The sequence below is a fragment of the Abyssibius alkaniclasticus genome, assembly GCF_020447305.1.
GTDB lineage: Bacteria > Pseudomonadota > Alphaproteobacteria > Rhodobacterales > Rhodobacteraceae > Abyssibius > Abyssibius alkaniclasticus.
Genome location: NZ_CP095732.1, coordinates 1,206,128 through 1,226,740, shown reverse-complemented (window position 1 = coordinate 1,226,740; position 20,613 = coordinate 1,206,128). Strand labels below are relative to the sequence as shown.

Genomic DNA, 20,613 nt, shown 5'->3' with positions numbered 1-20,613 from the left:
CACATGACCGACGGCCCGATGAGCCGCTACCGCGACCTGGTTGCCACGGGCCGTTTGCGCGATGACCCGGGCCAGCGGCTGGCGGTTGAAAAGCTGCAACTATTGCACCGGCGGCTAGAGGGGTATGACCCGCGCCGCCCGCGCCGCGTGGGGCTGGCGCTGTTTGGCTGGGGGCGCGAGCGGATCACGGCGTCGGATATTCCCGGCCTGTATCTGTTTGGCGGCGTCGGGCGCGGCAAATCCATGCTGATGGATTTGTTCTTTGAAGGCGCGCCGGTGGACAAGAAACGCCGTGTGCATTTTCATGCCTTCATGCAATCGGTCCATGCCGAAATTGCCAAGGCACGGGCGCGCGGCACAAGCGACCCGATCGTGCCGGTGGCCGATGCCATTGCCGAAAGCGCCGCGCTGCTGTGTTTTGATGAAATGCAGATCAGCGACATCACCGATGCGATGATCGTCGGCCGCCTGTTTGAACGCCTGTTTGCAGCCGGTGTGATCGTGGTGACCACCTCGAACCGCGCGCCGGATGATTTGTATAAGGACGGGCTGAACCGCCAGCTTTTCCTGCCCTTTATCGAACAGATCAAGGCGCGGCTCGAGGTGCATCATCTGGAATCGCCCTTTGACCATCGGCAAAACCGCATGGCGGGCGCGCGGCTTTACATCAGCCCCCTGGGGCCAGCGGCAACGGCGGCGCTGGATGCGGCCTGGGACGATCTTGCCGGCGGGCCGGGCGATGTGCTGGAGCTTGCGCGCCCCGGCCGCCTGCTGCGCCTTGCCGCCTTTCGCAACGGCGTGGGGCGCGACAGTTTTGAAAACCTGTGTGGCGCGGCCCTTGGCCCGGGCGATTATCTGGCGCTGGCCGATGCGCTGCGGGTGCTTGTTCTGGATGACATCCCGCTGCTTGGCCGCGCAAACAACAACGAAGCCAAGCGTTTTGTCACCCTGATCGATGCGCTTTACGAGGCGCGCGTGCGGCTGGTGGCCTCGGCCGCCGCCGAACCAGATGAATTATACCCCGACGGGGCGGGCGCATTCGAATTTCAGCGCACGGCTTCGCGGCTTTCCGAAATGCGCAGCGCCGATTGGGCGGCGGATTAGTCGATATTCTGCGCAACCCATGCGGTGATCTGGCTCGCTCGCATCGCACCGGCATGGCGGTTGCGCTCGCGCCCCTGGTCAAACAGCAGCAGTGCCGGAATGCCGCGAATGGCATAGCGCACGGCGGCATCGGCATGGCGGTCGGTGTCGAGCTTCACAAACCGCGCGCGGGATTTCAGGGTTTTGGCGGCGCTGGCAAATTCCGGAGCCATCATCCGGCAGGGCCCACACCACGGCGCCCAGAGGTCGGCCAGCAGCGGCAGGCTGTCATTGCGGGCGGCTTTTTCAAGCTCGGCAAGGCCGATCTCGGCAACCTTGCCATCGGCCAAGGCATCGCCGCAACTGGAACATTTCGGCCCGTCGGCAAGCCGTGCTGCGGGAAATGCGTTGATTGTGCCGCAGGTCAGGCAGGTCAGCTTCAGTTTTGCGGATTGGAGAGAATTTTCGGTCATGGCACCCTCATATGCGTTGATGCGCATATGTGGGGCGGGCGGGCGAAGTTCAAGCCTAGCGATCGGCGGGCATTCCGTTTTGCTCGGCGCGGCGGCGCGCGGTTTGCAGCTCTTCCGCCTCGGCCTGTTCTTGCAGCCCGCGCAACGCCTGTTTGCGCGCAAAGGCGCGGGCGGCATTGCCGCGTGCGGCCAGCACGGCCCGCTCGGCCTTTTGCAGCGCTTTGGCGATGCGCGCCGCCTCCAGCCGCAGCCAATCGCCATAGGCTGCGCCAATGATCATACTGTCATCGGCGTAAAGCGCGGCTTGCGTTGAATCGAGCGTGGCTTGCGCCGCGTTCAGGGCGGCAACGCGTTCTTGTGCCAGGCGCAACGCGGCAAGGTCGCGGCGCTCGACCTGCTGTGCCAATGCCCCGAGTTTGCGCAAGGCGGCCGGGGTCATTTCGGTCCCGTGGCAGAATTGCGGGCGCGCTTGCGCATGGCATCGGCAAAGCGCAGCGCGGCGGCAATGGCTTTGTAATGCTCGGGGCGAATTTCCTGCCCGATCTCGACAGCGGCATGAATGGCGCGCGCGGTGGGCGGGTCGGAATGCAGCGGCACGCCCGCCTCTTGCGCAAGTTGGCGGATTTGCGCGGCCAGCGCATCGACCCCCTTGGCCACACAAACGGGGGCCGAGCCGGGGCTGCGCGACCATTTCAGCGCCACAGCATAATGTGTAGGGTTGACGACAACCACATCGGCCTTTGGCACATCTGCCAGCATCTGGTTCATGGCAATGGCCTGGCCGCGCTGGCGGCGCTGGGCCTTCATATGCGGATCACCCTCGTTGGATTTATGCTCTTCACGCATGTCCTGATGGCTCATCCGCTGGGTGGACAGATGATGGCTGCGCTGCCAGAAGAAATCGAGCGCGCCGATGGCGACCGCGATGATGCTGACATTGCTCAGCAGCGCCAGAAGCACCGCGCCAAGCATGACCGCCAGCGCCTGTGCGGGCAATGCGGCGGAGCCCAGAATATTGCTGCCCTGCGCCACCATATAGACCCCCGCCACAATGCCGACCGCAACCATTTTGACCAGCGTTTTGGCGAATTCGACCAGCCCTTTGGCGCCAAATTTGTTCTTGGCGCCCTGGAGGGGCGAGATGCGGCTGAGTTTCGGGGCAAGCTTGGACGGGGTGAAAATGAATGTGCGCTGCGCGAACAGCACCGCCAGCACCAGCGCACCCGGCACGAGCAATATGATCAGCATGGGCGCAAGCCCGCTGGCGAGCAGCCCGAAAAGCCGCGCGCCACCCCCGGCCCCCAGCACTGCCGGGGCAAGCGTGTCGGCCCGTGCAATGGTGCCGGACAGGGCCGAGAACAGCCGCTCTACCGCGATCGGGCCAAAGCCGATAATTGCCGCCAGCAACCCCAGATAGGCGGCGGCAACCGACACATCCGGCGCGCGCGCGATATCGCCCTTCTTGCGCGATTCCGCAAGTTTATGGGCGGTCGCCTCGTAGGTTTTTTCGCCGTTTTCGCTAGCCCCGCTCATTGTGGCAGCGCCCAGGGCGCTTCGAGCGTGGCCGATAGCCTGTCATGCCAGACATTCAGAATAAGCGGGGCCGCCAGCATCAGCAACAGCAAGGCGCCAGCGGTAATGGCGGGCGCGCCGACAAAGGCCACCATCAGCGCGGGCATGGCGCGGTTGAGAAACCCCAGCGCAAGGTTGTAGCCGAATGCGGCAATCACGAAGGGGGCGGCCAGCGTCAGGCCCAGCGCGAAAGCATCGGCAACACGCGCAACTCCCCATTGCGCCACATCGCCCGCAACGGGCAAAACCCCGGCGGGGAACACGGCGTAGGACTCGGCAATTGCGCGCACTGCCTGGGCGGGCAGGCCCGCGGCCAGCGCCAGCGCCAGGCCCGCCAGCACCAGCGCGTTGCCAATGGCGGGCATCGGTTCCGGCGTCACGGCAACGCCCGCCATCTGGCTGACGGCGGTGGTCTGGGCGGCAATGGCACCGGCAATTTGCAGCGCCATGACCAAAAGCCGCACGGCAATGCCCATCAGGGCGCCGATGGCCAGTTCGATCAGCATCAGCACGGCCAAAGCCGGAAATGGGGGCAGATCGGTTGGCAGGTTGGGGGCAACCAATGGCCAGCTGATCAGCGTAAAGGCCAGAATTGCCGCAAGGCGAAGGCGCATGGGGATGGTTTGTTCGCCAAAGCCGGGCAGCAGGGCCACAAAGGCACCGATCCGCATGAAAACCAGCACGGCGGCCCCGATCATCGGGTTCACCTGCGCCATGATCGCGGCCATTGCGTCAAACATTCAGGCCACCCCCAGCAGCGCCGGGCGGGCATTGGCGCCGACCTCCTCAAAGGAAAACACCGGATTGCGGATGCCCTTGGCCGACAGCACCGCCTGCACGAACCGGCGGCGGCGGGTGGTTGTGACAATCGCCGGATAGCGCCCGGTTTCGCCTGCAAGGCTGATCTGCTCGGCAATGGCGGCGGCGAGGCGGTTGAACTCGGCCGGTGGCAAGGCCACGTCAAAACCGCCTGCCGCAGTCTCCAACTGGTGCTTTTGAAACAGCGGCTCCCATTCCGGGGCGAGCTGCACCAGCGGCAGCGCACCGTCAGCCTCTTGCATGGTGGAGACAAGCTGAAAGCCCATGCGGTGGCGCACATGTTCACAAATCATCTCGGGCGTGCCGCTGCCCGCTTCGGCGATGGAATCAAGGATCATCGGCAGGTTGCGGATAGAGACCTGTTCCTGAAGCAACAGCCGCAGCACCGATTGCAGCATATCGACCGACACCTTGTCGGGGATCATTTCATCCAGTATCCGGCGGTTGGCCTGGGCGCGCGCCGGGTCCGACAGGGCAACAAACTCATCGAGCAGCTTGCGCAACGAGCGGCGGTTGAACAGCCGGGCGAAATTGGCTTTCAGCACCTCCAGCAGATGCGTGGCGACAACCTCGGTCGGGTTGACGACCGACAGGCCGAGCAGCGCCGCATCTTCCTGCAAGGACGGGTCGATCCAGCGGGCGGGGGCGCCATATACCGGCTCGCGCACATCGCGCCCGGGCGGGGGCGTCGCCTCGGTTTCGGCCAGCAGCACCAGCACCTGACCAACCTCGATTTCGCTGCGCGCCACCTCCACGCCCTGAATGCGGATGACATAGGTGCCATCGGGCAGCAGGGTGGAATCGGTCAGCCGTATTTCGGGAATGATCAGCCCGAAACTGCCGGCGATATGGTTGCGCATGTTCAGAATACGTGCATCGAGCCCCGTGGCGCTATCCATGACCGTCGGCACGAGGTTGGTGGCGAATTCGAGATGGATTTCATCTAGATCGAGCATGTCGCCAAGGGTTTTGCGCGGGGCTTTGGGCGCATCGGCAATGGCGGTTTTGGCGCTCGCTTCGGCTTCGGCGCGAACACGCTGAAAGCCGCGCCGCGCCGCCAGCCCCAGCGCAATCGCCCCGGCGACAAAGGGCAGGAACGGCAGACCGGGCACAAGTGCGAACAGCACCATCAGGGCGGCAACCGTGGCCAGCGCCACAGGATAGCGCCCAAGCTGGGACAGAAGCGCAAGGTCGGTTGCGCCCTTGTTGCCACCCTTGGACAGCAGCAGCGCGGCAGCGATAGAGATGATGACAGCGGGAATTTGCGTGACCAGCCCATCGCCCACGGTCAGAATCGCATAGGTTTCAAAGGCCAGGCCAATCGGCATTCCATGCATGAACACGCCCATAGCCAGGCCCACCACCAGGTTCAGCAGGGTAATCAGCAGCCCGGCCACCGCATCGCCCTTCACGAATTTCGACGCCCCGTCAAGGCTGCCGAAAAACGTGGTTTCTTCCTGCTCCAGCTGACGGCGGGCCTTGGCCTCGGCATGATCAATGGCGCCTGCGGCCATATCGGCATCGATGGCAAGCTGTTTGCCGGGCATCCCGTCAAGCGCGAAACGCGCGCCAACCTCGGCCATACGGCCCGCACCCTTGGTGATCACGATGAAATTCACGATCATCAGCACACCGAACACCACCAGCCCCAGATAGACCGAGCCGCCCATGACGAACATCGCGAAACCTTCAATGACCTTGCCCGCCGCCGCCGTGCCGTTATGCCCCTCGCCGATGATCAGCTTGGTGGAGCTGACATTGAGCGACAGGCGCAGCATGAGGCTGGCCAGCAGAATGGTGGGAAAGGCCGAAAAGTCGAGCGGGCGGCCAATGAATAGCGTGATGGTGAAAATCAGGATGGCCAGCGCGAAACTGGCCGACAGGCCGATATCCAGCACGAATGACGGCACGGGCAGCACCATCATCACAATCACCGCCATCAGCGCAAGGCTGAGCAGCACGGTGGGTTGATACAGCGCGCGGATCGAAAAGCTCATACCAACCCCTAGAACAAGGCACCCGGCCCGCTGGTCAGCAGGCTGTGGGTTTGGGTTTCAATCGCCCCGGTGGCGAGCGAGCCGAGCGGGGCTTGCGCCGCTGTGCCGCTTGCGCCCAGAAGCGGCGCGGGGCTGCCATCATCAGCCACGGGCACGGCGCTATAGGGGCCGGTCAGCGCCGCCTGCCCGGGCGACAGGAAAGGATGCACGGCCAGAACGGGGCGCTGGGATGCGGGGGCGGCGGCCAGCACCAGGCGGGGCGCGGGCACATCGCCGCCAAGCCGGGCGCGTATCTCATCAAACCGCGCGGTATAACGGTTGGCATAGCTGGGGGTGCGCGAATGATAGGCGCCTGCTGCCGCACTCCACGAGCCAAGCTCGTCATATAAATCGCTCAGAAAGCCAGCCGCGTAGCGGGCATTGGTCATCGGGTCGAACATGGCTTCGATCGAGGCAAAATTCTGGCCGTGCCAACGATAGTTGAGCTGGAAGCAGCCCACATCGAAGCTGCGCGCGCCGGCCTCATAGCGGGTCGTGGCAAAGGCCAATGCCTCATCGAGCGTATCAAACCACGCGCCGGCACCTTCCATATTCACCGTCCAGGGCCAGGGGCGCAACGCACCTGCGCGCCGCCGCCCGGTTTCGGTCAGGGTTATGGCAAGCATGACATCGGGGGGGATGCCGCGTTCCTGTGCTGCGGCAAAACTGGCGGCTTCGCACAGGCTTGCGCCCACATCATCGGCGCTTTGGGCAATTGCGGCGCTTGCGCAAAACAGCGCGGCAATCAGGCTAGAAGTGGCGCGGATTCTCCGGTTCATGCCCAAGGCTTAGCGCCGGATCGTTACCAAGCTCTAAAGCAGGTGCAAGTTTATCTGGCATTTCGCGCGCAGCCCGCTTAGGCCTTGGCGAAAGCGAGGTATGACCATGTTTGACCAAACCATTCAGATTCTCGGCAAGCTCATCAGCTTTCCCACAATCAGCAGCGACAGCAATCTGGCGCTGATCGACTGGGTGGCTGACTATGTGGCAGGCCACGGCGCGCATGTCGAAATTTCGCATGATGCAAGCGGCACAAAGGGCAACCTGTTTGCCACGTTCGGGCCAATGATCGATGGTGGAATAATCCTGTCGGGCCATAGCGATGTGGTGCCCACAACCGGCCAGGCCTGGAGCCGCGATGCCTTTACGCTGCATGAATCCGGCGGGCTGTATTACGGGCGCGGTGCTTGCGACATGAAGGGTTTTATCGCCTGCGCGCTGGCGCTGGCCCCGCAGCTTGCGCAAGCCGGGTTGAGCAAACCCATTCATATCGCGCTGAGCTATGACGAGGAAACCGGTTGCCTTGGCGCGCCGGTCATGCTGGCCGCTTTGGCTGCGCGCGGGCTGCGCCCCGGCATCTGCATTGTGGGCGAGCCGACAAGTATGCGGCTGATCAACGGGCATAAGGGCTGTTGTGAAATGCACACGGTTCTGGGCGGGCTGGAGGGCCACAGCTCCATGCCCGCCGCCGGGGTCAATGCGGCGGTTTACGCGGCGCGCTATATCGGGCAGCTGATGGAAATTGCCGAGGCGCTGAAAGCCCGTGCGCCTGCCGACAGCCCGTTCGACCCACCCCAGACCACGCTGAATGTTGGCCGTCTTGCGGCTGGCGTGGCAACGAATGTCATTCCGAACCATGCGGAAATCGACTGGGAATACCGCCCCGTGCAGCCAGACGATATTGCTTTTGTGAAAACCCGCATCAACGACTTTGCCAATAACGTGCTGCTGCCCGAGATGCGCGCCACCCATCCCGGTGCCAGTATCGAAACCCGAACCATTGCCGAGGTTGTGGGGCTGGAGCCGGAGGCCGAGGGCGCGGCACAAAAGCTGGTGCTGGCGCTGACCGGGGCGAACACCACCGCCACCGTGCCCTTTGGCACCGAGGCGGGGCTGTTTGCCGCCCAGGGCATTTCCACCGTGGTCTGCGGCCCCGGTGATATTGCCCAGGCCCATAAGCCGGATGAATTTGTCAGTGGCGAGCAATTGCGCCAGTGTCTGACCATGCTGGAACGGCTGCTCGCGCGGGTTTCGGCCTGATTCTTCGCCTGATTCGCATTTGATTCGGGCTGGATGGTTGCGAATCGGCTGCTCTGCCTTGTAACTCGCCGCCAAGAGCTTAAAATAGGCTCAGGCGCCTGCCTTTGCGGGCGCCTTCATCTATTTGCGGAGAGAGTGATGTCCTGGACAGACGAACGCGTTGAACAGCTCAAGCAAATGTGGGGCGAGGGGAAGTCTGCCAGTCAGATTTCCAAGGAGCTTGGCAATGTCACCCGCAATGCGGTGATCGGCAAGGTGCATCGTCTTGGCCTGTCAAACCGCCCCGCTACCCCGGCAACCGCGCCCGGCAAGGCCGCCAAGGACACGGCCAAGCCTGCCGCCAAACCCGCCAGTAAAGAGCAAACCGCCGCGCCTGCGCCCAAAGCGGCCCCGGCCCAGCCCGCTGCTGCCGCCCCTGCCGCATCCGCGCCAGCCCCAGTTGCGCGCGAGCATATTCCGGGGCGCAAGCCTATCGGCATTCCCGGCCAGCCTTTGCCACCGCAGCCCACCAATTCGGAAATTTCCGCCGAGGCTTTGGCCAATGTAAAGGCGCTGGAGCGCAAGGCCAAGAAACTGAACCTGATGCAGTTGACCGAACGCACCTGCAAATGGCCGATTGGCGACCCGGCTACGCCCGAATTCTGGTTTTGTGGCCATCCGACCGAGCCGGGCAAGCCCTATTGCGAAACCCATGTCGGCATTGCCTTCCAGCCGATGAGCAGCCGCCGCGACCGCCGTCGTTAGGGCGTCGCCAGGGCGTCATCAGGTTTCCGATTCAAGTATTTCCAGAAATGCCGCCCCGAAACGGGCGGTTTTTTGTTGGCCCATGCCTTGAATGCGCTCAAGTGCGGCCAGGTCGCGCGGGCGGCTTTCGGCGATTTTCGCCAAGGTGCCATGCGTGCAGGACAGATACTTGTCCAACCCGTTTTCGCCCCGCGCCAAGGCAAGCTGGGCTTCGTGCAACTGGTCAAACACGCCGCCCTGAGCGCGGCCGTTCAGCTTGCGGCGTGAAGGGTGCTGCGGCTTTGGTGCCGCTCCGCAGATCACTTCCAGAAAGATCGCGCCATAGCTTTCCAGCTTCTTGGCGCCAACACCGTTGATGCGCGCAAATTCATCCATGTTTTGCGGGCGGGTCTGGGCAAGCTCTATCAGCGTGCGGTCGGGGAAAATCACATAGGCGGGGGCGCGGGCGGCTTCGGCCAGTGCGCGGCGTTTGGCTTTGAGCGCGGCGAGCAGGCCCTCATCCTCTTCACCCACCAGCGCCACGGGGGCGGCTGGGCCGCGTTTTGCGGCACGAATGGTGTCGCGCCGCAACTCCAGCGTGGTTTCGCCGCGCAAAAGCGGGCGGGCGGCTTCGGTCATCACCAGGGCGCCCATGCGCTCCGGGTCGGGGCGCAGCAGGTCACGCCCCATCAACTGGCGAAACACCGCCCCCCATTCGCGCCTGGAATAGGCCTTGCCCACGCCGAAGGTCGGCAGGCTGGCATGGCCGGCGCGGGCAATCTTGTCGGTGGTTTCGCCGCGCAAAATGTCGGTCAAATGCCCTGCCCCATAGCGTTCCCCCGAGCGCAAGGCCGCGCTGAGCGCCATGCGTGCCGCCTCGGTGCCGTCAAAGGTTTCCGGCGCGGTGCGGCACAAATCGCAATTGCCACAATCGCCTTCGGGGGCGTCACCAAAATAGGGCAGAAGCACACGGCGGCGGCAGCCCATCGCCTCGGCCAGCCCCAGCAGCGCGTTCAGCCGCGCATGATCGGCGCGCTTGCGCTCCAGCGGGGCAAGCCCCTCGTCAATCTGGCTGCGGCGCAGACGAATATCGTCGGGGCCAAACAGCGTAAGCGTATCGGCCGGCGCACCATCGCGCCCGGCGCGGCCAATTTCCTGATACCAGCCCTCGATATTCTTGGGCAGATCGGCATGAACCACATAGCGTATGTCGGGCTTGTCGATGCCCATGCCAAAGGCGACCGTGGCGACAACGATCAGCCCGTCTTCCTGCTGGAACCGGGTTTCGGCAAGGCGGCGGTCATCCGGTTCCATGCCGGCATGATAAGCCAGCGCGTTATGGCCCGCATTGCGCAAGGCCTGTGCCAGTGTTTCGGTGCGCGCGCGGCTACCGCAATAAACAATGCCCGAAAGCCCCTTGCGCGCCGCCACAAAGCCAAGCAGCTGCGCGCGCGGGTTGTCCTTCGCCTCGAAGGCAATATTCAGGTTCGGGCGGTCAAAGCCGCGCAAAAACACCTGCGGGCTGCGGCCCGCAAACAAGCGTTCAACAATTTCCTGGCGGGTTTCTGCATCGGCGGTGGCGGTCAGCGCCACAAGCGGCACGTTCAGCCGGTCGCGCAGCGCGCCGATTTTCAGATAATCGGGGCGAAAATCATGGCCCCATTGGCTGACGCAGTGCGCCTCGTCGACAGCAATCAGGCTCACATTCACGCGCGACAGCAGCCGCATCGTGCCCTCGCGCCCCAGCCGTTCGGGCGCCATGTAGAGAATCTTGAGACGCCCATCATCAAGCGCGGCGAACACTGCCTCGACCTCGTCTTCGGTATTGCCGGAAGTCAGCGCACCCGCCTCAACGCCCGCATCGTTGAGCGCGCGGACCTGGTCGCGCATCAGCGCGATCAGCGGCGAGATTACCAGCGTCACCCCCTCGCGCAGCAGCGCCGGAAGCTGGAAGCAGAGCGACTTGCCGCCGCCTGTGGGCATTACGGTCAGCACATCATGGCCAGCAGCCACGGCGGCGACCACCTCTTCCTGGCCGGGGCGAAACCCGTCAAAGCCGAAGACGCTGCGCAGAAGGTTGGTTTGGGCATTCATGCCCCTGTCTAGCCCGCCGCGACTCGGCCCTCAATAGCCCAAAGCGCAGCCATCCTTGCGAAAATCCGATGCGCCGATCAGAATGCCGCGCGCCGCATCAATCTGAATGGCCTGCGCGCCGCCAATGGCCGATTTGCGCCATTTCACCTGATGCCCCAGATCGGCAAGGTCTTGCGCCACTTCGGGCGCAAACCCGGTTTCCAGCCACAGTGCGCCATGCTCGGCAAAGGCGCGCGGCGCATCAAAGGCGGTTTGCATATCCATGCCAAAATCCACCAGATTTGACAGGTAATGCCCATGCCCCGCCGCCTGATACTGCCCACCCATCACGCCGAAAGGCATCAGGTTTTTGCCCTCGCGCATCATGCCGGGAATGATCGTGTGCATGGGGCGTTTGCCGGGGGCAAGCACGTTTCTGTGCCCCTCGATCAGGTTAAACCCGGTGCCGCGATCATGGAACAATATGCCGAATTTTTCCGAAGCCTGCCCGCTGCCAAAGCGCGAGAAGATCGAACAGATCAGGCTGAGCGCCATGCGGTTTTTGTCAACCACGGTCAGATAGACCGTGTCCTTATGCACCGCCTCAAGCGGCGGGGTGGGCAAAGGCAGCACGGCTTTGGGTGAAATCAGCGCCGCCAGTCTGGCGGCGGTTTCCGGTGCCAGCATATGCGCCAGCCGCGTGTCCATATGGGCGGGGTCGGTCACAAACCGGTTACGCGCGTCATAGGCAAGCTTGCTGGCCTCGGCCAGTATATGCGTGCGCGTCGTGCCCACAGGGTCCATCCCCGCAAAATCGAAATGGCCAAGGATATTGGCCAGCAGCAAAGCCGCCGCGCCCTGCCCGTTTGGCGGCAGTTCAACAAGCTCGGTGCCACGATACCGCGTTGCGACAGGGGCGACATAGTCAGCGCGCACGCTTGCAAGGTCATCCAGACTGTGCCCGCCGCCCAGCGCCCTGAGCGATGACACAAGATCATCGGCCACCTCGCCTTCATAAAACCCGGCGCGGCCCTGTGCCGCGATCCGGCGTAGTACTTCAGCCTGGCGAGGCGCTGCAAACTTGTCGCCAGCGGCAAAGGGCTTGCCATTCTTCAAGTAGAACCTTCGCCCGTGACCGCGCAGATCATCCCAGCTTTCACCCCAGTCCTGCCCCACGCGCGGCGCAATCGGCAGGCCGGATTCGGCATAGTGGATAGCGGGGGCAAGAACACGGTCGCGCCCGATGCGTCCATAATCCTCGATCAGGCGCAGCAAACCATCAACCGCGCCGGGCATGGTCACCGCATCGGCGCTGTCACTGGCGATGCCGGTGCGGCCGGCGGCGCGCAGGGCGGCGGCATTGGCCGACGCGGGCGCGCGGCCAGACGCGTTGAGGCCGATGATATCCGCCCCCTCACGCGGCTGCACAAGCGCAAAACAATCGCCGCCAAGCCCGGTCATATGCGGCTCGCAGATATTCAGCACCATCGCCGCGGCAATGCCGGCATCAACCGCATTGCCACCCGCCTGCAAAATTTGCACCGCAACCTGTGCCGCCAGCGGGTGGCTTGCCGCGCACATCCCGTTTTCGGCATAGGTCATCGAGCGGCCGTTTTTCTGAAAGTCGCGCATATCTGCCCCCAAATCGCTTTGCAGCACGCTGGCCCGAATGGCACGAATGGCACGAATGTTCAACGATTAGCTTGCCTGAAAGCGCAATATTGCGCAGAATATGCTATGGCATTGATCCCGCACCCCGCAACGTCCCCGCCCTTTGGACAGAGCGCCCAGATCTCGTTTCACCGCAGTGAAATTGCGATCATTCTGTCGGTCTACGGGCGGTTTGTTGCGGCAGGGCTGTGGCGCGACTATGGAATCTCGGCTCTGCGCGATTATGCGGTGTTTTCCATTTTCCGCCACACGGCCGAACAGCCGCTTTTTCGCGTGGAAAAGCGCCCCGGCAACCGGCTGCGGCAGGGGCAGTATTCGGTGATCGGCATGGATGGGCGCACGCTGAAACGCGGTGATGATCTGGCACAGGTGATGCGTATTTTCGACCGTCAGCTCATGCGTGCGGTCTAGCCAGCCCTAAAAATAATCGGGAATTTCGACCGTTATCGCGGTGATATTGTCACGCCCGCCGCCTGCAAGTGCCAGGGCAATCAGCTCATCGCAGACCGAGGTGATGGGCGCCGACAACATGCAGTGGCGGATATCGTCAAAACTGGCATAGCCCGACAGCCCGTCGCTGCACAGCAGGAACCGGTCTCCCGGCTCGTAAGTGCCGCGGATCTTGTCAATCTCCAGCGTTTCGCCCACCCCGACCGCGCGGGTGATCACATTGCCATGCGGGTGGGTCTCAACCTCTTCAGCGGTGATCTGGCCAGAGTCAAACAGGTCATTCACCAGCGAATGGTCGCGCGAAAGCTGGATGAGCTGCCCGTCGCGCAGCAAATAAAGCCGACTATCGCCCACCCAGAGGCAGGCAAAATGCGGCTCGGACAGGATAAGCGCGATGGCGGTCGAGCCGATCGTGCCACCGCCGCGCCGCTCGGCCTCGGCCTGAATGGCATAATGCGATTCCAGAAAGGCGGTGCGCACGGCGCGCATCGCCTCGCCCGATGGCATTCCACGGTCCATCCGGTCGACATGGCCGACAACGCTTTGGCTGGCATAGTCACCGCCTGAATGCCCGCCCATACCATCGGCCACCACAAACACCCCGAGTTCTGGCACAGAGATCAATGAATCTTCGTTCAGCTTGCGCACATTGCCCACATGGGTTTTACCGCAATGGTGAAAAATACTCATAACAAGGCCCCCAGATCTTCGGCATGGGGGTCGTATCCCATGAGTGACAAAAACCCCGCCCCTTCGGGCAAACCGCTGAATGTCAGGCTTGTCGGGTCGCCAAATTCGGCATCGGGTGCCGAAAGCCATTGGCTGGCGCGCGGTGTCGGGGTTGCGCCGGGAAGCGGGTCTGGCAATGCGGCCAGCATCTCCTCCAGCCGGGTCTTGCGGTTGAGCGTGTCGAGCATTTCCAGCGCGATATCTTCGAGCGGGGTGAACAGCGCGTCGTTTTGCAGCCCGCCATCGGCCCCCATGCCTTCGGCCAGCAAGGTCAGCGGAAACAGGCGGCCCACCGCATCCTGGCTGGGCATCATCACGCCAAAGATTGGGCGGTCATGCGCAATTTCAGCCCCAAGCTGAAAGCGCCAGATGGGGGCTGTCGCGTAAAGCTCGCGCCAGCCAGCGCCGAGCAGACTGCGCGCATAGGCAATGCCCGCTTGCAGCCACGGGTCCCAGACATTCACAAACCGGCGGCTGACACCACCGCGCACAAAATCCCCCAGGGCCGGAAACTTACCATAATATCCGTAAGTTCCGCCCATCCTTACAACGAGCTCGGGCAGCGGAAACCGCGCAGCATCTCAAGATCGAACGGGTTGATCGCCGCACCCGCGCGCAGCTCGAACACCGCGATGCGCCCGCCGACATTGAAGATGATGCGGCTACGGTCGGCGGCATTGCCACGGCGCACCTCGGCCCCTTCGAGCATCCGGAAAAACGCCCAGGGCCCTTCAAAGCCGACACCGTTTTCGGTGTTACGGTTCTGGGGCTGGAAGGCAACCTGCGTCGCCCCGCCCGAGCCGGGCCATTGCATGGGTGTAACCTGCTGCGGCTGGCTCTGGCGATAGTCCAGAATCTGCCCGTCGACCACGATCTGCACACGATCGGCGGCCGGGTCGAGCGCGACCGGCTTCAGATCGAATGTGACCGCCGGCAGGCCGGGGGCAAGGAAGAAGGCATCGCGGATTTCGGCGGCGCGCTGAAATTGCGACAGCACCGAATCCGATATCCCAAGCTCCTGGTTGTTCACACGGCGCCATTTCCACGGGCTGCTTGTTGTGTCGACGAATTCGGCCAGATTGGCCTGGAAGAACCCGTCGATCAGCCCTTGCGGCGCAAACAGGCGGGCAAATTCCTGAATGGGCACATCAGCACTTTGCCCCCTGAAAAAGGGGAAACGGTCGGTGATGGCGCGGTTGCAGGTTGGCAAGACCTGCGCCTGCCATTGCGCATTCAGCGCCGCGCGCGCACCGCCCGCGGCCACACCGGAGCTGGCTTCGGTGATCTGCGTCGCCCAGCGCTTCATCGGGTCGGGGATGCGGCCAAGCGCCACCTGCAAATCCTGCGTGGCGGTCGAATTGATATTGGTGCTGCCCCCTGTCACCGACAGGCGGTTCAGCTCCTGATACAGCGCCGTCAGCCGTGCCATCGTGTCGGAAAGTTCGGTTGGCACACCTTCTTCACCAACGGTGAAATCGCGCAGCCAGCGGAACCGTTCTTCAACGGTTGTGCCCGGTGGCGGCGGGGCGGGCTGGCCGTTTGCCGTGGCCGAAGAGGCCAGAACATCCACCAGCATCCGCGTGCGGATAGACAGGTTGTCCAGCGCGGTTTGCGCGCCAAATTCGGTAACATCCGAAGCGGCGCCGGCAATATCGACCGCGCCCGGCGGGGCGGTCAGCTGGGTTTGATAGGCAACCGCTGTCATCAATTTGGCGACCGGAGAATTGGGGCCGGAGATAATGTCGAGCGTCTGCACAACCTCGCTCATCGCGCCCATCGGCGCAATATCGACATCGCCAAGGATGCGCTCATAATTGGCGATGTAATCGGTATAATACAGGTCCAGCACTTCGCTGGCGATGCGGGTCAGCGCCTCTTCATCGCTCAAATCCTCACCACGCTCACCAAGCACCCAGTTTTCGGCGCGCAGCTGTTCGGCCACATCCAGGGCGGCGGGCAGGAAGACATTGTAAAATCCCGCGCGGGTATAGATCCCCTCAACGCCTTCGGACAGCGGCAGGCCAGAGGGGCGGATCAGCACGCGTGCGGCCAGCGGGCCGCCCTGTTCCAGCACGCGCCAGTCATTGATGGCGCGCGCTTCCGGGCTGGCGATGATCGAGTTGTATACCCGCACCGATACCGGCGTTTCGCTGAGCAGCGCCTGCACCTGCGCGACAAGCGGGCCGTGCAGCGAAATTTCCTGCATCGGCTGGTTGATCATCTGCGTCAGATGGCCGACCAGATCTTCGCGCGCCTGCGCCATCTGCTCGCCCGGATAGGTCATATCCCAATCGACGCTCAGCAGATCAACAACCAGTTGCTCGTCGATCGGGCCTTGCAGACCAAGCATCATATAGACCTTCAACAGCTCATAAAGCAGTTCGGGGTTGTTCAGGTTGGCCTGCATCTGGCGTTCGAGTTTGAGCAGGATGCGCGGCAAAAAGCGTTCGTTCAGCGCACGGCGATAGGTTTGAGAGGCGGCATTGCCGACATTGTCGCCCTGCCACAGCCCCCAGGTCAGCTCGCGCGGCGGCGCCGGATCGTCTTGCGCGGGGTTGCCCGGCAGATCGCGCAATATGTTCAGCGGCTCGATCAGCGGCAACAGGTCGACTTCATCAACCGGGCTGACGGGTATGACCGAAACCATCTGGTTATAGCGATCGACATCGGCGCTGGCCTGCGCGATCATCTCCTTGTTGCCAAGGAAGGAGAAGGTCCAGAGCGTGCCAACCCCCGCAGCAAACAGAATTGCGGCGGTGATCGCGCCGCGCTTGATCCAGCGATAGCGGCGCTCGACCTTGTCATCGGCCGAAACCAACCCGGCCTCGCCAAAGATCACGGTCTCGATCAGGTTGCGCAAAAAGTAGCTGCGCCCCTGCCCCGAGCCTGTGCCAATTGCCTGACGGCCAATGCCAAAGGTGCGGGCCATGTTCATCATCAAACGGTCAATCGGGGTGCCTTCCTGCGTGCCCGAGGTAAAATAGACCCCGCGCAGAAACTGCTGGTCCTGATATTTGTTTTCCTGGAACACATCGGTCAGGAATTCTTTTGCAACGGTTTGCAGGCTGGCCAGTTGCTGCGCAAACCCGTTGATCAGCCCGCGGCGCTGGCTGTCGGTTTCCTGCTGGAGCCGCTCAAGCGTCAGGTTATTCAACTGGCCAAGCAAGGCCGTGAATTGCCCGTCAAATTCGGCCAGCGCGTTGATTTTGGTTTTCGGCCCCTTGATCGGATAGGTGAAACCCCAGACCTGTTCACGCTCTTCGCGGCCCAGATTCTCGTAGAACTCGCTGAACCCGGCAATCAGGTCGGCCTTGGTAAACAGGATGTAAACCGGAAAGCGCACGCCCAGTTTTTCGCGCAATTCCACAAGCCGCTGGCGAATGGCATTGGCATGTTCCTTGCGCGCGGCGGTGTCGAGCATCGAAATATCGGACAGCGAAATCGCCACCATTGCCCCGTTGATCGGCTGGCGCTTGCGGTTGCGTTTGAGCATGGCCAGAAAGCCGAGCCAGGCATCGCGGTCGGCCTCGGCATCGGAATCCTGCGTGGTATAGCGGCCTGCCGTGTCGATCAGCACGGCCTCATCGGTGAACCACCAGTCGCAGTTGCGCGTGCCGCCGATGCCGCCCAGCGCCTGCATTCCCATTTTCTCGGCCAGCGGAAAATTCAGGCCGGAATTGACAATTGCCGTGGTTTTGCCCGCGCCCGGTGGCCCGATCATGATATACCAGGGCAGTTGATACAGGTTCCGTCTGCCACCCTTGCCGCCCAGCTTGGATTTTTTCAGAATTTGCAGCGCCTCTTTCATGCGCTTGCGCATTTCCAGAAGCTCTTCTTCAACGACATCGTCGCCGTCTTCTTCCTCGGCGACGATATCCTCATCCATGCGCCTCTCGCGGCGGCGGCGGCGAATGGTGCGGATGATCAGCATCAGGATGACAATGAAATACAGCACCCCGATGGTGATGTATTTTGCAAGCTGGGTGCCAAAGGGCCGCCAACTGCCAAAGGCCAGAAGGTCGCCGAACAGATAGATCAGCACGGCAAATACCGTGGTGATCAGCAGCCAAAGCAGCCAGGCCGAACCGAAGATCTTCTTAATGATACGCCACATTCAATTCGGTCCTAACGCACAAGTATGACTTCGACGCGCCGGTTCTTGGCGCGGCCTTCGCGGGTGCCATTATCGGCAATGGGTTCAGATTCGGCGCGGCCTTCCGCCGACATGCGGCCCGGAATATCGAGAATTGTGGCCATATAGGCCATGACCGCCTCGGCCCGTTTCAGCGAAAGTACTGTGTTATTGGGAAAACGCGCCGTCGAAATCGGCACGGAATCGGAATGGCCTGCAATGATCAGCGTGCCTTCCTCGTTGTTCAACGCCTCGGCCACGCGCTGGATTTTCGGCAGATATTCACTCTGAAGCTCGTCCGAGCCAGGGCCGAACATGGCCAGCCCTGCGCCCTCGGATGCGATGCGGATGGTCAGCGTATTGCCGGTCTGGAACACCTCGACAATACCTTCGGCAATTTCCGCCTCAAGGAACTCCGACACACGGCCAACCTGATCCACCGTTGCGGGCGGCGGCGGCGGGGGCGGCGGGGGCGGGGCGCGGCGCAGCAACTCAACCTCCTGGGAAGAGCCAAGCGTGGCCAGCTGGCCCTGCACGCGTTCGGTATCACCCGAAAGCGCAAAGGTAAGCCCGGTAAAGGCAAGGCTCAGCACAACGGCCAGAACTCCGGCAATCACCCAAACAGAAAGCCAGGCGCGCAGCACCTTGTGGCCAAGTTTCAAACCCTTCCACATGGGGGAAAGCGCACGTTCCGCCTGGCCGCGATTGGCGCGGATCAGCCGCGCCAGCCCCTCACGAATGCGCAAATGCTTGTCGGTGCCCTGGTGTTCAACGCGCAAGCGCCCCTCAAAGCCGAGCGACAGGCAGACATAGATGAATTCGAGCAGTTCCAGGTTGTTGGCCGGATCCTGTTCCAGCTTTGCCAGCACATCATAGAACCGATCACCGCCATGCGTTTCCTTGTGGAAGGTGCCCACCATCGATTGCTGGGTCCAGATGGAGCGCCCCCCCCAGGGGGTGTTCAGCACCACATCATCGATCGTGGCGCAAAGCGCGTAGCGGGCAATATTCACGTTGCGTGCATGAACGCCTGCCTGCAAGGCGCGGTTCTCGAACTGCTGCACCTCGCGCACCACGGCCCCGCGCAAAGCATCGGGGTTGGTGTGCTGGGCACGGTTGCGAATACGGCCGATCAGCGCAAAAATCGGCGCGGCGGCGGCGTTGAGCGGGTTCAGCCCGGTCGTTGAAAACTCGGCCTCATCCACACCCGAACGCGCGGCGGCAGGCGCGCCGGAAGGCTGGGCGGGTGGCGCCGTCGGGGCTGCGGGCGGTGGCGGCGTCGGGGCTTGCGCATAAGGATCATAGGGGGCTTGCGGCGCACGCGGTGGCGGCGGCGCCGGGGCTGCTGGCGCACCAGGCCGCGCCGGGGCACGGCCACCGGGGCGCAGATTGACAACCGTTTTCTCGGTGTCGCCGGGTTCTGCAAAGGGGTCGTCACCACTCATCTATCAGCTCCCATTACGCATTGCGGATGGCCCAAAGTTCCATTTCCAGCCCCGGAAAATCGCCCGCGACATGCACGGCAATCCCGCCCGATGTTGTCAGCTGTTTCCACAGCGGGCCATCACGATCAAGCTCGAAATAGGTGGTGCCGGAATTGAACGGCACCTGGCGCGGGGCCACGGGCAGCGGGCGCATTTCCACGCCCGGCAGGGCCGAGTTCACCAATTGGCGAATGCTTTCCACCGGCCCGATTTTCACCTGTGTCGGGAAATGGCGGCGCAGGCTTTCGGGTGTCACCTCGGCCTTGGCGGCCAGCACGAATTTTGCACCGCCTATCAGGCGTTTATCGGCAACCATCGCCACCGAAATGCCGTATTTGCGGGCTTCAAGCGCGATTTTGACGGCGTTTTGCTCCAGAACGGCGCTGAGATACTGGCGAAGCGCGCGCATCAGGTCGCGGAAGGTCGCGGTCAGGTCGTCATGCTTATAGGGTTTCATATCGGGCAGGCGTTTGGCGCTGTCCATGAATGTTGAAAGTTCGCCCGCAAGACCGATGAGCATTTCATACATCGCGCTGGGATGGGTGTTTTCGATATGCGTCAGGTGGCGCACCATCGGCAGGTAGCGGTTCACGCATTGCAGCAGCAAAAAATCCTGAATTTCGGCGGCCCCCTTGGCCGGCCCGCTTTCAGCCAGACGCCCGGCCAGCGCATCGCAACGATGGGTCAGCAGGCCTTCCACCTCTTGCAGGAAATCGGCCAGGGTGGGCGAGGCGCGCACATCAAGGCAGCTTGGTATGAACCCTTTGTCAAGCACCACGGCATTGTCAGAGCGCACTTCGATGATGCGGCAAATCGGGATGACCAGCATATCGGATGTATCATCGACATCCAGCGCGAACCCCAGCCGCAGCTTGGCCACCGCCAGGGTTGCCGGGGTTTTTTCGGTGCCAACCGCATTGGTCACCTCCACTTCGGCCGGGCGGAAACGCGCGGCAGATTTTTCGGCCCCTGTCAGGTCCACCTCGGTTGCGCCGTGGCGGCGGGTGGGCACGGTCAGGTAAACCACGGTGTTCTTGATGGTTTCGGGCACATCCATCGCCGGGGGGTGGTCATCGGCCGAGGGCACGCGGAACACCGCGCCATCCGGGGTCATCCCGCGGGCGGTTTTCAGCGCGATCTTGCCCAGGCGCAGCAGTTCTTCATCAATCGTAAGCTCGGCCACACCCCAGGCATAGGGCGCCACGCTGGTGGCGACACCGCCGACCAACGCCTCGATATAGCGATCCTGCTGCTGAAAATGATGCGGCTGCAAGAACAGCCCCTCATTCCAGACGACCTTGTTATCCCAAGCCAACGCTGCCTACCCT

At 62.8% G+C, this 20,613-nt stretch carries 17 protein-coding genes; 4 read left to right on the top strand and 13 right to left on the bottom strand.

The genetic code is table 11. From position 1 onward, the window contains the following. Nucleotides 1-3: 3 nt before the first annotated feature. Nucleotides 4-1,104, top strand: a complete 1,101-nt coding sequence (gene zapE / locus LGT41_RS06240) for a cell division protein ZapE (protein WP_274129251.1) — start codon at nt 4-6, stop codon at nt 1,102-1,104. Here the strand turns inward: zapE and LGT41_RS06235 are convergent. From LGT41_RS06235 to LGT41_RS06210, 6 genes are read right to left on the bottom strand one after another with little or no spacing between them, the layout of a single operon-like run. Further along, on the bottom strand, nt 1,101-1,556 hold the full coding sequence (locus tag LGT41_RS06235) for a thioredoxin domain-containing protein (protein ID WP_274129250.1): 456 nt from the start codon (nt 1,554-1,556) through the stop codon (nt 1,101-1,103). The genes zapE and LGT41_RS06235 overlap by 4 nt on opposite strands. A gap of 55 nt (nt 1,557-1,611) precedes the next feature. Beyond that, on the bottom strand, nt 1,612-1,995 hold the full coding sequence (locus LGT41_RS06230) for a hypothetical protein (RefSeq protein ID WP_274129249.1): 384 nt from the start codon (nt 1,993-1,995) through the stop codon (nt 1,612-1,614). Beyond that, nucleotides 1,992-3,089, bottom strand: coding sequence for an EscU/YscU/HrcU family type III secretion system export apparatus switch protein (locus tag LGT41_RS06225; protein ID WP_274129248.1), 1,098 nt, complete (start codon nt 3,087-3,089; stop codon nt 1,992-1,994). Before LGT41_RS06225 ends, LGT41_RS06230 begins: the two co-directional genes overlap by 4 nt. Then, nucleotides 3,086-3,868, bottom strand: a complete 783-nt coding sequence (locus LGT41_RS06220; RefSeq protein WP_274129247.1) for a flagellar biosynthetic protein FliR — start codon at nt 3,866-3,868, stop codon at nt 3,086-3,088. Before LGT41_RS06220 ends, LGT41_RS06225 begins: the two co-directional genes overlap by 4 nt. After that, nucleotides 3,869-5,944: a flagellar biosynthesis protein FlhA gene (gene flhA, locus LGT41_RS06215; RefSeq protein ID WP_274129246.1), complete on the bottom strand. Its 2,076-nt coding sequence runs from the start codon at nt 5,942-5,944 to the stop codon at nt 3,869-3,871. 8 nt (nt 5,945-5,952) lie between these two features. Continuing rightward, complete coding sequence (locus tag LGT41_RS06210) at nt 5,953-6,762, bottom strand: transglycosylase SLT domain-containing protein (protein WP_274129245.1); 810 nt, start codon at nt 6,760-6,762, stop codon at nt 5,953-5,955. Nucleotides 6,763-6,868: 106 nt separating this feature from the next. Here LGT41_RS06210 and argE point away from each other — a divergent pair, with 106 nt between their 5' ends. Both argE and LGT41_RS06200 read left to right on the top strand, forming a co-directional pair. Beyond that, entirely contained in the window at nt 6,869-8,023 is a 1,155-nt protein-coding gene (gene argE, locus LGT41_RS06205; protein WP_274129244.1) for an acetylornithine deacetylase, read from the top strand. Nucleotides 8,024-8,161: 138 nt separating this feature from the next. Beyond that, nucleotides 8,162-8,767 carry a GcrA family cell cycle regulator gene (locus LGT41_RS06200; protein ID WP_274129243.1) on the top strand — a complete coding sequence of 202 codons (606 nt, stop codon included), beginning with the start codon at nt 8,162-8,164 and terminating at the stop codon, nt 8,765-8,767. 18 nt (nt 8,768-8,785) lie between these two features. On the opposite strand, the gene recQ is transcribed toward LGT41_RS06200, so the two are convergent. Next, a complete protein-coding gene (gene recQ / locus LGT41_RS06195; protein ID WP_274129242.1) occupies nt 8,786-10,840 on the bottom strand; it encodes a DNA helicase RecQ in 2,055 nt (684 codons plus the stop codon). Between the two features lie 30 nt (nt 10,841-10,870). Further along, complete coding sequence (locus LGT41_RS06190; RefSeq protein ID WP_274129675.1) at nt 10,871-12,451, bottom strand: gamma-glutamyltransferase family protein; 1,581 nt, start codon at nt 12,449-12,451, stop codon at nt 10,871-10,873. Nucleotides 12,452-12,556: 105 nt separating this feature from the next. On the opposite strand from LGT41_RS06190, the gene LGT41_RS06185 reads away from it, so the two are divergent. Continuing rightward, nucleotides 12,557-12,901 carry a DUF2794 domain-containing protein gene (locus LGT41_RS06185; RefSeq protein WP_274129241.1) on the top strand — a complete coding sequence of 115 codons (345 nt, stop codon included), beginning with the start codon at nt 12,557-12,559 and terminating at the stop codon, nt 12,899-12,901. A gap of 6 nt (nt 12,902-12,907) precedes the next feature. Here LGT41_RS06185 and LGT41_RS06180 read toward each other — a convergent pair whose 3' ends face one another. Genes LGT41_RS06180 through tssK form a run of 5 tightly spaced genes read right to left on the bottom strand, consistent with a single transcriptional unit; the run spans nt 12,908 to nt 20,600 of the window. After that, the gene (locus tag LGT41_RS06180) at nt 12,908-13,630 is read right to left on the bottom strand and encodes a PP2C family protein-serine/threonine phosphatase (protein WP_274129240.1); all 723 of its coding nucleotides are present in this window, start codon (nt 13,628-13,630) and stop codon (nt 12,908-12,910) included. Further along, complete coding sequence (gene tagF, locus LGT41_RS06175) at nt 13,627-14,211, bottom strand: type VI secretion system-associated protein TagF (RefSeq protein ID WP_274129239.1); 585 nt, start codon at nt 14,209-14,211, stop codon at nt 13,627-13,629. Before tagF ends, LGT41_RS06180 begins: the two co-directional genes overlap by 4 nt. Before the next feature lie 2 nt (nt 14,212-14,213). Further along, nucleotides 14,214-17,783, bottom strand: coding sequence for a type VI secretion system membrane subunit TssM (tssM, locus tag LGT41_RS06170; RefSeq protein ID WP_274129238.1), 3,570 nt, complete (start codon nt 17,781-17,783; stop codon nt 14,214-14,216). An 11-nt stretch (nt 17,784-17,794) separates the two neighbouring features. Beyond that, the gene (icmH, locus tag LGT41_RS06165; RefSeq protein WP_274129237.1) at nt 17,795-19,246 is read right to left on the bottom strand and encodes a type IVB secretion system protein IcmH/DotU; all 1,452 of its coding nucleotides are present in this window, start codon (nt 19,244-19,246) and stop codon (nt 17,795-17,797) included. Nucleotides 19,247-19,259: 13 nt separating this feature from the next. Then, nucleotides 19,260-20,600, bottom strand: coding sequence for a type VI secretion system baseplate subunit TssK (gene tssK / locus LGT41_RS06160; RefSeq protein ID WP_274129236.1), 1,341 nt, complete (start codon nt 20,598-20,600; stop codon nt 19,260-19,262). Nucleotides 20,601-20,613 lie beyond the last annotated feature (13 nt).

What these genes read in the sequence shown, in the direction of transcription:
- recQ (WP_274129242.1), bottom strand. Translation starts at nt 10,840, where the DNA reads ATGAATGCCCAAACCAACCTTCTGCGCAGCGTCTTCGGCTTTGACGGG.
- argE (WP_274129244.1), top strand. Translation starts at nt 6,869, where the DNA reads ATGTTTGACCAAACCATTCAGATTCTCGGCAAGCTCATCAGCTTTCCC.
- flhA (WP_274129246.1), bottom strand. Translation starts at nt 5,944, where the DNA reads ATGAGCTTTTCGATCCGCGCGCTGTATCAACCCACCGTGCTGCTCAGC.
- LGT41_RS06225 (WP_274129248.1), bottom strand. Translation starts at nt 3,089, where the DNA reads ATGAGCGGGGCTAGCGAAAACGGCGAAAAAACCTACGAGGCGACCGCC.
- LGT41_RS06190 (WP_274129675.1), bottom strand. Translation starts at nt 12,451, where the DNA reads ATGCGCGACTTTCAGAAAAACGGCCGCTCGATGACCTATGCCGAAAAC.
- tagF (WP_274129239.1), bottom strand. Translation starts at nt 14,211, where the DNA reads ATGGGCGGAACTTACGGATATTATGGTAAGTTTCCGGCCCTGGGGGAT.
- LGT41_RS06230 (WP_274129249.1), bottom strand. Translation starts at nt 1,995, where the DNA reads ATGACCCCGGCCGCCTTGCGCAAACTCGGGGCATTGGCACAGCAGGTC.
- zapE (WP_274129251.1), top strand. Translation starts at nt 4, where the DNA reads ATGACCGACGGCCCGATGAGCCGCTACCGCGACCTGGTTGCCACGGGC.
- LGT41_RS06210 (WP_274129245.1), bottom strand. Translation starts at nt 6,762, where the DNA reads ATGAACCGGAGAATCCGCGCCACTTCTAGCCTGATTGCCGCGCTGTTT.
- LGT41_RS06185 (WP_274129241.1), top strand. Translation starts at nt 12,557, where the DNA reads ATGGCATTGATCCCGCACCCCGCAACGTCCCCGCCCTTTGGACAGAGC.
- LGT41_RS06220 (WP_274129247.1), bottom strand. Translation starts at nt 3,868, where the DNA reads ATGTTTGACGCAATGGCCGCGATCATGGCGCAGGTGAACCCGATGATC.
- tssM (WP_274129238.1), bottom strand. Translation starts at nt 17,783, where the DNA reads ATGTGGCGTATCATTAAGAAGATCTTCGGTTCGGCCTGGCTGCTTTGG.
- LGT41_RS06200 (WP_274129243.1), top strand. Translation starts at nt 8,162, where the DNA reads ATGTCCTGGACAGACGAACGCGTTGAACAGCTCAAGCAAATGTGGGGC.
- icmH (WP_274129237.1), bottom strand. Translation starts at nt 19,246, where the DNA reads ATGAGTGGTGACGACCCCTTTGCAGAACCCGGCGACACCGAGAAAACG.
- LGT41_RS06235 (WP_274129250.1), bottom strand. Translation starts at nt 1,556, where the DNA reads ATGACCGAAAATTCTCTCCAATCCGCAAAACTGAAGCTGACCTGCCTG.
- LGT41_RS06180 (WP_274129240.1), bottom strand. Translation starts at nt 13,630, where the DNA reads ATGAGTATTTTTCACCATTGCGGTAAAACCCATGTGGGCAATGTGCGC.